The sequence below is a fragment of the Pseudomonas sp. GP01-A4 genome (assembly GCF_058780865.1).
In genome coordinates this window covers 60,374-72,449 of sequence record NZ_JBYSWF010000016.1, presented here as the reverse complement: position 1 = coordinate 72,449, position 12,076 = coordinate 60,374, and the positions used below count along the sequence as shown (strand labels likewise).

The 12,076-nt window shown below is 61.6% G+C and carries 10 protein-coding genes; 3 read left to right on the top strand and 7 right to left on the bottom strand.

What is annotated here, in order from left to right; all coding sequences use genetic code 11:
• Positions 1-3: 3 nt before the first annotated feature.
• The 6 genes from pqqB to AC3WKX_RS12215 form a co-directional block, all read right to left on the bottom strand.
• The gene (gene pqqB, locus AC3WKX_RS12240; RefSeq protein WP_003211040.1) at positions 4-915 is read right to left on the bottom strand and encodes a pyrroloquinoline quinone biosynthesis protein PqqB; all 912 of its coding nucleotides are present in this window, start codon (positions 913-915) and stop codon (positions 4-6) included.
• Positions 916-992: 77 nt separating this feature from the next.
• The gene (pqqA, locus tag AC3WKX_RS12235; RefSeq protein ID WP_003194766.1) at positions 993-1,067 is read right to left on the bottom strand and encodes a pyrroloquinoline quinone precursor peptide PqqA; all 75 of its coding nucleotides are present in this window, start codon (positions 1,065-1,067) and stop codon (positions 993-995) included.
• 159 nt (positions 1,068-1,226) lie between these two features.
• Positions 1,227-3,599 carry a pyrroloquinoline quinone biosynthesis protein PqqF gene (pqqF, locus tag AC3WKX_RS12230; protein ID WP_102604401.1) on the bottom strand — a complete coding sequence of 791 codons (2,373 nt, stop codon included), beginning with the start codon at positions 3,597-3,599 and terminating at the stop codon, positions 1,227-1,229.
• Positions 3,600-3,650: 51 nt separating this feature from the next.
• Positions 3,651-4,445, bottom strand: coding sequence for a carbon-nitrogen hydrolase family protein (locus tag AC3WKX_RS12225; RefSeq protein ID WP_003211036.1), 795 nt, complete (start codon positions 4,443-4,445; stop codon positions 3,651-3,653).
• Positions 4,446-4,455: 10 nt separating this feature from the next.
• Entirely contained in the window at positions 4,456-6,138 is a 1,683-nt protein-coding gene (locus AC3WKX_RS12220) for a flavin monoamine oxidase family protein (protein WP_032899288.1), read from the bottom strand.
• Positions 6,139-6,305: 167 nt separating this feature from the next.
• Entirely contained in the window at positions 6,306-6,788 is a 483-nt protein-coding gene (locus AC3WKX_RS12215; protein WP_102604402.1) for an Lrp/AsnC family transcriptional regulator, read from the bottom strand.
• Between the two features lie 161 nt (positions 6,789-6,949).
• On the opposite strand from AC3WKX_RS12215, the gene AC3WKX_RS12210 reads away from it, so the two are divergent.
• On the top strand, positions 6,950-9,310 hold the full coding sequence (locus tag AC3WKX_RS12210) for a glucose/quinate/shikimate family membrane-bound PQQ-dependent dehydrogenase (protein ID WP_102604403.1): 2,361 nt from the start codon (positions 6,950-6,952) through the stop codon (positions 9,308-9,310).
• A gap of 41 nt (positions 9,311-9,351) precedes the next feature.
• Here AC3WKX_RS12210 and AC3WKX_RS12205 read toward each other — a convergent pair whose 3' ends face one another.
• Positions 9,352-10,218, bottom strand: a complete 867-nt coding sequence (locus tag AC3WKX_RS12205) for a LysR family transcriptional regulator (RefSeq protein WP_003211026.1) — start codon at positions 10,216-10,218, stop codon at positions 9,352-9,354.
• Between the two features lie 113 nt (positions 10,219-10,331).
• Here AC3WKX_RS12205 and AC3WKX_RS12200 point away from each other — a divergent pair, with 113 nt between their 5' ends.
• Positions 10,332-10,757 carry a VOC family protein gene (locus AC3WKX_RS12200; RefSeq protein WP_010167388.1) on the top strand — a complete coding sequence of 142 codons (426 nt, stop codon included), beginning with the start codon at positions 10,332-10,334 and terminating at the stop codon, positions 10,755-10,757.
• 10 nt (positions 10,758-10,767) lie between these two features.
• A complete protein-coding gene (locus AC3WKX_RS12195) occupies positions 10,768-12,021 on the top strand; it encodes an amidase (protein ID WP_102604404.1) in 1,254 nt (417 codons plus the stop codon).
• Positions 12,022-12,076 lie beyond the last annotated feature (55 nt).

Sequence of the window (12,076 nt, the reverse complement as noted above, 5' to 3'; positions counted from 1 at the left end):
CTCCTACAATTCAATGCTCATGCCGTCGTACGCCACTTCCACATTGCGTCGCAGCAGCTCGGCTCGCTCGGGCGAGTCTTCATCCAGGATCGGGTTGGTGTTGTTGATGTGGATAAGCACCTTGCGCTGCTTGGGCAACTGCTCCAGCACTTCCAGCATGCCGCCGGGGCCGTTTTGTGCCAGGTGGCCCATCTCGCGACCGGTGCGGGTGCCGACGCCACGGCGCTGCATTTCGTCGTCGTCCCACATCGTGCCGTCCACCAGCAGGCAATCGCTGCCGGCCATGATTTCCAGCAACGGTGCGTCAACCTTGCCCAGGCCCGGCGCATAGAACAGCTTGCCGCCGGTGCGCAGGTCTTCGACGATCAGGCCGATGTTGTCGCCCGGGTGTGGGTCGAATCGGTGAGGTGAGTAGGGCGGTGCCGCGCTGCGCAGGGGCAATGGTGTGAAGCGCAGGTTGGGGCAGGCGGGGATCGTGAAGCTGGCGTCCAGCTCGATGCGGTTCCAGGCCAGGCCGCCGTTCCAGTGGGTCAGCATGGTGAACAGCGGGAAGCCGGTGCTCAGGTCTTCATGGACCATGTCGGTGCACCACACCTGGTGCGGACAGCCTTCGCGCAGGCTGAGCAGGCCGGTGGTGTGGTCGATCTGGCTGTCCATCAGGATGATCGCGCTGATGCCGGTATCCCGCAGCGCGCGGCCCGGTTGCATCGGGGCGAAGCCTTGAAGCTGGGCGCGGATATCTGGCGAGGCGTTGCACAGCACCCAGTTCACGCCGTCATCGGAAATCGCGATGGACGACTGGGTACGCGCCTCGGCCCGCAGGCTACCGTCGCGAAAACCTGCACAGTTCACGCAGTTGCAGTTCCATTGCGGGAAACCACCGCCCGCGGCGGAACCTAGAATCTGGACAAACATGGCCGCTCCATTACACACAACTCAAAAATAAAAACGCCCCGGGCGAGCCGAGGCGTTGCATTGCGATACAAAGCCAATCAGCGGCTGGCAAAGTACATGGTGACTTCAAAGCCGATACGCAGATCAGTGTAAGCAGGTTTGGACCAGGTCATGTTCTTACTCCTACGAAGGGAAGGGACGTTTACTACCAAGTAATACATATAGTCCACCTCCAAGCGGAGATGTTCAGATGTGTGCATGTGAATGTTACGTACTTCTTTTGAAGATAGCGCTGTCCTGCGGGAAAAAGCCTTTTACCGAAGCGGCAATGATCAGCCAGATCGTTGCCAGGAGCCGGCGGCACAAGCGCCATTGGCCACACAGCGCCATCCGCCTGCAGCAGCATCGAGTTGCTGTGCAGCTACCATTAAATCCTCGCGGGTGCGGGTCTGGATGAAATCTTGCAGCTGCTGGATGTAATCCGACGGGTGGCCTGCCAAGTGCGCGTGCCAGAGCAGTTCAGCGGCTTGGGAAGTGGGTAGGGCGTCGAGGGAAAATTGCCGGGCCAGATCGTTCGGCAGTTCGCTGGCGTTGATCAGCGCGGGCAGTTGCTTCAGGAACGCCTGCAGGTGATCAAGTATTTGCGCAAGAGACGCGCTTGGGGATTGCACCCCAAACAGCAGGCCGGTTTGCCCGTTGTACTGTCGGATGCCGCTGAACACCGCGTAGCCCAATTGAAGCTCAACACGCAGTTGCTGGTAGAACGGCGCTTGCACCAGATGTGCGAGGAGGCGCCAGCAAGCCTCGTCCGCCAGGGAGCGTGTGGGTGTCGGGCAGAACAGCAGCAACGCGGCGTCGCTGGAATCGGTCCTGACTTCGTGCCAACGATGCTGGCTGCTGATTGACGGCAGTTCGCTGATAGCCGCTTGGGGTTGGCCGGGCAGTTTCCCGGCTGCACTTTTTATCGCCGTCTCGCAGGCGGCGGGCAGTCCCACGGCAAGCCCTTGCCAGCGAGCGGTTGACCATCGGTCTTGCCCAGCAACCTGCTGTGCAGCTGGGATGTCGGCGCAATACTCGGGTAATGCCTTGAGCAACTGTCGGATCGCCATTGCCGGTGCCGGGAACGATGACGCTCCGGCATTTTCGTCGAGGCGGGTCAGCTCACGGGCCACTTCCTCCAATATCGCGGGCATGGGTTCGTGCAGCCCTAGCATCTTCAGCTGGCAGTGACCGCCGATTGTCTCGAAAGACAACTGGACGCCAGCCTGGCTGGCGTTCTCACGCAGCCGTGGGAAAAGCTCTGCATCCAGCGGCGAATCCAGATGCCAGCGCAGGTAGAGCGCACCTTCATCTGTGTCGCCTGGCAAGGCCTGGCTGAAGGTCAGCGCCGAAAGATCCTTCCGTCCACGGGAGCGATCCTGGGCGAACGTACGCAGGCCGCGATGGGCGCTGGTTTGCCCGCGAATCAGCCCCGGGCGCTCTTCCCTGGCTGCCGGCTGCAGGAACGGATTGGTGGGCGGCAGTTGCCAGGCGTGCCGGGACGGCGGCAATTGCAGCGAGTCCAGCAGGGTCTTGAGGGAGCTGGCGCTCTGCTCGGACAGGACCAGTTCCTTGTCCTGCCGGGCCAATGCCAGGGCACCACTGACCTGTTGTTTGCGAGCAAGCAGCAAGGCGTGCTCTTCCCGCAGGGGCGCCCAGTCACTGTGTGCGAAAAAGCTCAGCCAGTCGTGCAGCAGTTCTTCGATCAGTGTCGTCTGCTGCGCACCCTGAGTGTCCAGGGTGAACTTGATATCCAACAACGCCTGTCCGGCAAATTGATACAGCGCCGTTGCGTTAATGGCACTGACTAACTGCCGCGACTGCAACTCGGCGAGCAACCCGCCGGGCGCCGAAGTGTTCAGCCACAGGCAGAGGAAATCCAGCGCCTCAGGGGAAGCCTCGCTTGCCACCACCTGATGCCAGTGGTGTTCATCGGTGTGTTGATAAGTACGTTGATTGCCGGCCAGCAACGCTGGCGCCGGCGTCTGTCGTCGCAGAGGTGCAGTCTTCAGCGCAGCGCCAAACTGATGCGCCAATGCCTCCAGCTCCACCAGCGACTGAGGGCCCGCAAGGCTCAAGGTCATCTGCCCGGAATGATAGAAACCTTCATAAAAATCCCGCAACGCCTGCTGAAAATCCTCACGCTCTACCGCCAAGCTATCCCGGTTGCCCGCATGAAACGCGCGCAACGGATGACCCGCCGCAACACCTCCCAGCAACGCTTGTTGCTGTTGCGCCGTGGCATCTTGCGACCAGGCAATAAACTCCGCCTGCAATACTTCGCGCTCACGCAACTGGTCTTCCAGGGCCAGGCGCGGATGGGCGAGCATGTCCCCCAGGCGCTCCAGTGCGGCTTCAAATGCCGAAACAGGCACCTCAAAGAAAAAGTCGGTAGTGCGCTCGCGGGTGCTGGCATTCACCTGTCCACCCTGGCGCTGGACGTAGGCCATCAGCCCTTCGCTTGCAGGAAAACGCTCGGTGCCCAGGAACAATAAATGCTCAAGAAAATGCGCCAGTCCCGGCCACGCCAGGGGCACATCGTGGCTGCCCGCTGCAACGCGCAAGGCAGCCGCGGCGCGCTTCAAGCGCGGCGCATGATGCAAGGAAACCCGCAGGCCGCTGGCCAGGGTCAATTGAAGGTGATGAGGGTGGGCCGGCGCAGGCATGAGCACTTCCGAAACGTAGGAAGTGCCTATGCTAGCGCAAAGCAGCCGGGATCAGTGCTTGTGCAACGCCCCATAAAGCTCGGGACGACGGTCCAGCAGGTAGCGATTGGCCGCGCGTGAGTCGACCATCAACTGTCGATCGAGTGTGCCCACGATCAGCGCTTCATCCAGACCGGCCTGGGCAATCCGCTGGCCATCCGGCGCGGCGATGCTGCTTTGCCCGCAATACTGGATCTCGCCTTCCTGCCCGCAGTAATTGGCGTAGGCCACATAACACTGGTTTTCAAACGCCCGCGCCCGCACGGTCACATCGGCGACGAAATCGAAGGGCACCATATTGGCCGTCGGCACCAGGATCAACTCCGCCCCGGCCAGCGCCAGGCGCCGGGTGTTCTCCGGGAATTCCAGGTCATAGCAAATCAGGAAACCCAGCTTCCAGCCGTTCAATTCCACCAGCGGAAAATCATCGTCCCCGGCGCTGAACATCGAGTTGTCGAGGTCGCCAAACAGGTGGGTCTTGCGGTAGTTGCACAGGCGTTGGCCGTTGGCGTCTATCAACTGCACGGCGTTGTAGATCTGCCCGTCTGCACCGCGCTCCGGATAGCCATACAGAATCGCCACGCCCGAGTTTTTCGCCAGCGCGGCGATGGACTGTGCGGATGGGCCGTCCTGGGTTTCAGCCAGGGCGCCGACCGCTTCCACGCCGATGTTATAGCCGGTGAGAAACATCTCCGGCAGTACCAGCAGGTCGGCGTCGGTGGCCTCTTGCGCCAACTGATGCAGGCGCTTGAGATTACCGGCCACGTCCAGCGGCAAAGGTGGGCATTGATACAGGGCAACACGCATGGGCAACTCCTTACTCGGGCAGTGCGATCGGCCCGATCTCGTCGAACACATCCCCCGGCCCCGGGTTCTGCGGGTGAGTGCTGCCACCGAAGTGAGTCATGATGCCCCACACCGCGTTCAGCGAGGTTTGCACGGCGCCTTCAACCCACGCCGGGGTCCAGGACACGTCGTCACCGGCGATGAAAATACCGCGTTGCTCCGCCGGCATGTCCTTCTGCATGAAGTGCGCGTACATCCGTTGGTTGTAGCGATAGTGACCGGGAAGTGCGCCTTTGAAAGCGCCGAGGAAATGCGGGTCGGCTTCCCATGACACGGTGATCGGGTCGCCGATGATCCGCGCGGCGATGTCGACTTTCGGGTAGATCTTCTTCAGCGCATCCAGAGCCAGCTTCACGCGTTTCTCGATGGGTTGCGGAAGCATTTTCAGCGCATCGCTCATCCAGGAGTAGGACAGGCAAATCACCCCCGGCTTGTCGTCACCGTTGTCGAACAGATAGGTGCCGCGGGTCAGGCGATCCGTCAGCGTCATGCTCATCAGGTCGCGGCCGGTTTCCGGATCCTTGTCCTTCCAGAATGGCCGGTCGACCATCACGAAGGTCTTCGACGACTGCATGTAGCGGGTGCGGTCCAGGGCCATCCACATCTTTTGCGAGAACAGGGTTTCGTCGCACTCGATCTGGGTGGTCAGCAGCCAGCTCTGGCAGGTGGTCAGCACGGCGGCGTATTCGCGGGTGTCACCGTAGTTGTCGGTGACGGCGAAACGGCCGTCCGGGGCGTGGGCAATGCGCTTGACCCCGGCCCGTGGCGCACCGTTGTGCAGGGAACTGAGGCTGGTGCCTTCGGGCCAGTGGGCGCAACGCTCCGGCACATGGCGCCAGATACCCATGGGCACTTGGGCGACGCCGCCGACCACCAGATGCTGGTGATCGTCGCAGTTGGTCATCACCACGCGGAAGATTTCCAGCATCGAGTTGGGGAAGTCCGAGTCCCAGCCGCCGGTGCCGAAACCGACCTGGCCGAACACTTCGCGGTGATGAAAGGACAACTTGGCGAACGCTTTGGAGGTCGCCACGAAGTCGTAGAAGGTGCGGTCGTCCCACAACGGAACCAGCGTATTCCACAGCTCTTTCAGGCGCGGTACGTCACGGTCGCGGATGGCTTGCTGGATATCGGCGAACTGCGAGCCGGCTTCCAGGGCGTCGGCCCAGGCGTCAGCCACTTCCTGGAACAGTGCAGGAAGGTCAGCGAGTTTCTGTGCGTAGTGCGTCTGGCCTTCGAGGTCGATGACCGTGCTGCCGGAAGCCGGCGTCAGCGGGTTGGGGAAGGGTTTGGTCTCCAGCCCGAGCTTGTCCACATAGTGGTAGAACGCGGTGGAGGACACCGGGAAGCGCATGCCACCCAGTTCCGCAATGATGCCTTCGGCGCCTTCAAACGCCTGGGAGCGCAGGCGGCCACCCATTTTCGAGGCTTCATACACCACGGGTTTAAGGCCCAGCTTCATCAGCTCATAGGCGGCTACCAGCCCGGCAATCCCGGCGCCGACGATCGCCACTTCGGCGCCGTGGTTGGCCGCCGGAATGCTGCCCAGGCCCGCCGGATGCTCGATCCAGTCATCAAAGGCAAACGGGAAGTCCGGGCCAAAGATGGTGATCGGCTTTTTACCGGTAGCGGGGTGGCGATTGGTCTTGCTGATGGTGCTGGAAGGAATGCTCATGGCTGACCTTGCTGGCGGCTCGGCGGGGCGCGACCCGCTGAGTATAGGAAAAGATGGCAGCCATTCTAGGGAGCGTAGCGTTCGTTAATAAGACGCAATGTGTCGTCGGATTGAATTGTTTTTAGTCAGAGTGACGAGCTTGCTGGTCAGATTGGTTGGCCGCGATCCAGTTTGTTACTGAGGATGATCGAGGTGGTGGTCTTCTCCACGCCATCGACGCTGCCGATCTGGTCCAGCAGTTGATCCAGCTGTTCCGGCGAATCGGTGCGCAGCCAGGCCACGTAATCGAACTCGCCGCTTACCGCACATAACTGCTGAACCTGCGCCATGGCACTGATCCGGCGCAGCACTTCCTTGCCGGAGCGCGGTTGCACGGTGATCCCCACGTAGGCCTGCAAACCACCGTCCACCACCCGCTGGCTGAGGCGCACGCCATAGCCGGTAATCACCTGGGTTTTTTCCAGGCGCGCCAGGCGTGAGGTGACGGTGGTGCGCGCGATGCCCAGTTGCCGGGCAAGCATGGCCACGCTTTCACGCGCGTTGATCTGCAAGGCGGCGATCAACTGGCGATCGATTTCATCGAGGACGGGAGGGTGAGAGGCGGACAAGGTGTTCTCCGGCGCGGGCATCAATGGGCGAGCATGTTACAGGCTCGGTCCTGGCGATACTGCCCGCCCCGCCGGGAATTTATTTTCGCCGCTGATCGAACACATTATTTTGTGCCAGATTGTGAAAAGTAACTGTTTGGTACATTATTTTGCGTTAGGTATACAGGAAGGACGTTTGCGCGATGAATAACTTTGGGGCTGCCACCGGCAGCAGATGGTTGCTGGTTGGGCTGGGCCTGCTGATCGCCTTGATCGGCCTGGGTTTGGCAGGCGGTGGCGGTTACCTCGTAATGTTGGGCGGCAGTTGGTATTTCCTGCTGATGGGCCTGGCGATGCTGGTCTCTGGTGTGCTGATCGCCAAGCGCCGGCCTCAGGGAGCATGGCTGTACGCCGTGGCATTGGTGCTGACTGCGATCTGGGCGGTGTGGGATACCGGTCTGGAATACTGGCCGTTGGTTTCGCGAGTCCTGACCTTCGCCGTCATCGGCCTGGTAGTCGCGCTGATTTATCCACAGCTCGCCCGCGCTTCCGGATCGACACCCGGGCGCGGCGCCTATGGCGTTGCCGGGCTGCTGGGCCTGGGCGTGGTCGCCACCCTGGCGTACATGTTTGTACCGACCCACGTGGTCAAGGCCAGCAGTGAGCCTGCGGTGACTGCGGTAACGCCGGGCACCGAGCAAAAAGACTGGGCCCACTGGGGCAACACCACCGCCGGCAATCGGTTTGCCGCGCTGGACCAGATCAACAAAGGCAACATCGACAAGTTGCAGGTGGCCTGGACCTTCCACACCGGCGATATCCCCGAGAGCAATGGCGCCGGTGCCGAAGACCAGAACACCCCGCTGCAGATCGGTGACAGCGTTTACGTGTGCACCGCCTACGGCAAAGTGTTTTCCCTGGACGCCGATACCGGTGCCCAACGCTGGAAATTCGACCCCCAGGGCAGCGGCCCCAACTGGCAGCGTTGCCGTGGCCTGGGGTATTTCGACAGCAGTGCCAGCGAGCAACCCGCCGGCGCCAAAGCCTGTGTGAAACGTCTGTTTCTGCCGACCGGCGATGCCCGGTTGATTGCGATCAATGCTGAAACCGGCGCGCCTTGCGAAGACTTCGGCGACCACGGCACCGTCGACTTGAAGACCGACATGGGCGAAGTGAAGCCCGGTTATTACCAGCAAACCTCGACGCCACTGGTGGCGGGAAATGTTGTGATCGTGGGTGGACGCGTGGCGGACAACTTCTCCACCGGTGAACCGCCAGGCGTGGTGCGCGCCTTTGACGTGCACAGCGGCGAACTGGTGTGGGCCTGGGATCCGGGCAACCCGAACACCACCAAACGCCCACCTGCAGGAGAGACCTACACCCGTGGCACGCCGAACGTATGGTCGGCCATGTCCTACGACGCCAAGCTCGGCCTGGTCTACCTGCCTACCGGTAACGCCACCCCGGATTTCTTCGCCGGTGAACGTACCGCCTATGACGACAAGTGGAGCTCCTCCATCGTCGCCATCGACGTGAAGACCGGCCAGGTGCGCTGGCACTTCCAGACCACTCACCACGACCTGTGGGACTTTGACCTGCCGGCACAGCCGCTGCTCTACGACATTCCGGATGGCAACGGCGGCGTGCAACCGGCACTGGCCCAAGTCACCAAGCAAGGTGAAATCTTCCTGCTCAACCGCGAAACCGGCGTGCCCATCGCCCGGGTAGAAGAGCGCCCGGTGCCCCAGGGCAATGTGCCCGGCGAACGTTATTCGCCGACCCAGCCGTTCTCGGTGGACATGCCTTCGATCGGCAATCAGCAACTGACCGAATCCGACATGTGGGGCGCCACGCCGTTTGACCAGTTGATGTGCCGCATCCAGTTCAAGGGCATGCGCCACCAGGGCGTCTATACGCCGCCAGGCCTGGACCGCGCGCTGCAATTCCCGGGCTCCCTGGGCGGAATGAACTGGGGCAGCGTGTCAGTGGACCCGAACACCCACTACATGTTCGTCAACGACATGCGCCTGGGTTTGGCCAACTACATGATCCCGCGCGACAAGATTGCCGCCGGTGCCAGTGGCATCGAAATGGGCGTGGTGCCGCAAGAAGGTACGCCGTTCGGTGCGATGCGCGAGCGCTTCCTCTCGGCGGCGGGCATTCCGTGTCAGAAGCCGCCGTTCGGCACCCTGTCGGCCATCGACCTGAAAACCCACAAGCTGATGTGGCAAGTGCCGGTGGGTACGGTTGAAGACACCGGGCCGCTGGGCATCCGCATGCACATGCCGATTCCGATCGGCATGCCGACCCTTGGCGCGTCCCTGGCCACCCAGTCCGGCTTGCTGTTTTTCGCCGGCACCCAGGACTTCTACCTGCGCGCCTTCGATACCGGCAACGGCAATGAGATCTGGAAATCCCGCCTGCCTGTGGGTAGCCAGTCGGGGCCGATGACCTACGTGTCGCCCAAGACCGGCACGCAGTACATCGTGCTCACCGCTGGCGGCGCGCGACAGTCGCCGGACCGTGGGGATTATGTGATTGCCTACGCGTTGCCCAAGAAATAGGGCGTGAAAAAGCCGCACGGATGTGCGGCTTTTTTTGCGTCTTAGATCGTGTCTGCCAGCAGGCATCGGGCAAAGAGTTGTGGCACCGGAAGGTTGCGCTGGCTGTAGCGGCTCAGCAAGATGATTTCCCGGTTAAAGGTCAGCTCGCCCAGCGGGATGACACGCACCTGCGGGGATCGGTCCAGCCATAGTCCGGCGTGGGGAACCAGTGAAACGCCCAGGCCGCATTCGACCATTTTGACCAGCGCCTCGATCTCGTCCAGTTCCAGCGCCACTTGCACGTCCAGCCGCTGATCCCGCAGAAAGCGACTGACCAGCCGCCCGCCAAACGAAGCCCGGTCGTAGCGCACGTGAGGATGAGCGGCGAGCAGTTGCAGCGGGTCATCCCCCTCGACCGTCAGCGGCGCGATCAACACAAACGGCTCCCTGCGCAGCAGTTGCACGTGCAGTTCCTTGGGCAAGTCAAAGGGTGGGCGAATGATGATCGCCGAGTCGAGTTCGCCTGCATCCACCTGGCTGAGCAGCTCCAGGGAAACTCCCGGCACCAACTTGCACTCCACCGTCGGCGCCGCCTGGCGCAGACGCACCAGGGCCTGGGGCAGCAGGCCGGTCTGGGCGGTGGTGATGGCGCCGACCTTCAACTCGCCCCTGTACTCATTGGCATCCACCGGCACAGCCATGCGGTTGAACGTCTCGAGAATTTCCCTGGCCAGCGGCAGCGCGCGGATCCCCGCCGCGTTCAGCGTGGCCTGGCGCCCGGTTCGGTCGAACAACTGCACGCCGAGTACCTGCTCCAACTGACGGATCTGCGCACTCACCGCCGATTGTGTCAGCCCGATATGCATGCCCGCTGCGGCGAACGTGCCATGGCGGGTAACGGCGATAAAGGTTTTCAGTTCCCGCAGCATGGGCGTCTCGATTGATCAAAATAATTTGAGCTCGCTGCGAAAACTATCGTCTTTCCATCGGTTACGGCAAGGCTAGACTCGCAAGGAATTAATATCCATAGAGGTTAAATCTGATGGCACTGGCTCCTTTTCACCTGGCAATTCCGGTATTCGACCTGGCGGCAGCGCGGCAGTTTTATGGTGAGGTGTTTGGGTTGGAGGAGGGACGAGCCAGTGATCACTGGGTCGACTTCGACTTCTTCGGGCATCAATTGGTGATTCATGAGCATCCGAAAACCGCTTCTCAAGAGGCGGCGCACACCAATGCGGTAGACGGTCACGACGTGCCGGTGCCGCATTTTGGCGTGGTGTTGAGTTGGGATGATTGGCATGCGCTGGCGGAGCGTTTGCAGGCGCGCAATACCCGATTTGTGCTGGAGCCTCACATTCGTTTCAAAGGCCAGGTGGGTGAGCAGGCGACGTTGTTCCTGTTTGACCCGTGCGGCAACGCGTTGGAGTTCAAAGCGTTCAAGGACATTGGGCAGTTGTTTGCCAAGTGAGGGCGCTTTGATGAATGGCCTGGATGCAACGGGCATCGCCGTGGCGGTGGGTTCGGGGGCGATTACGCCGGCTTTGGTTGCTGAACACTTTCTTGCGCGCATAGGTGTCGACGAGCCAGATATCCAGGCGTTTGTATCCTTCGACGCTGAGGCGGTGAGCAAGCAAGCCCGTGGGCTTGAGGGCTGCGCCGGTCTGCTCGCCGGCGTGCCCGTGGGGGTCAAGGACATCTTTGATACCGCCGACCACCCAACGGAATTCTATTCGCCGATTTACCTGGGTAATCGTCCGTCGCGGGATGCCCATGTGGTGACGCTGCTACGCCAGGCGGGCGCGATCATCATGGGCAAGACCCACACCACCGAATTTGCCTACATGAACACCGGGCCGACGCGTAATCCGCTGGATTTGTCCTGCACTCCGGGTAGCTCCAGCGCGGGTTCTGCTGCGGGGATGGCGGCCGGGTTTTTCCCGTTGGCGTTGGGTACCCAGACGGCGGGGTCGTTGCTCAAGCCTGCGGCTTATTGCGGGTTGTTTGCCTTCAAACCGTCGTTTGGACTGGTCTCGCTGGAAGGCGTGAAACCCCTGGCGCCGAGCTTCGATACGGTGGGTTGGTATGGCCGTTCGGTGCGTGATCTTGAGCGGGTGGCGCGGGTGTTGATCCCGGGGTTTCCGGCTGTTGAGGCGGGGCGTCGGCCCTTGCGGCTTGGTTTCTGCCGTACCTCTCGCTGGTCGGATGTGCAGCCGTTGGTGGCCGAGGCTATTGAACGAGCGGTTGCACGGTTGGGGCCTCTTGTCAGTGAGGTCGTGTTGCCTGAAGCGTTCGACGGAGTATTCGACGATCACCAGTTGATCAACGATTGCGAAGGTGCCCGTTCATTGGCCAAGGAGTTTCAGTCTCATCCCGAACTACTCAGCGACTCGACGTTGGCCATGATCGAGCGCGCCCAGACGACGAGTTGGGAGCAGGAGTCGGCAGCCAAGGCCCGCTTGGTACAACTGGCCCCGCAGCTTGCGCAAATCTGCCAGCCGTTTGATGCGATGTTGAGTGTTTCCTGCGGGATGCTGGCGCCGGTGGGGTTGGCGACCACGGGCCCGTCGGACTTCATCAAGTTCTGGGGCGCGTTTGGCTTGCCGCAGGTGAATGTACCGGTGATGCGTGGGGAAGGGGAGTTGCCGGTGGGGTTGCAGGTAATTGGGGCGTTTAGAGGGGATGCGCCGTTGCTAGGTACGGCGCAAGTCATTGTTAATGCGTTGGTAAGCTGAGAGTCAGTCAAGGCACAAAAACTGACATTAGTTCGCTGGCGAAGCGGCGATAGGC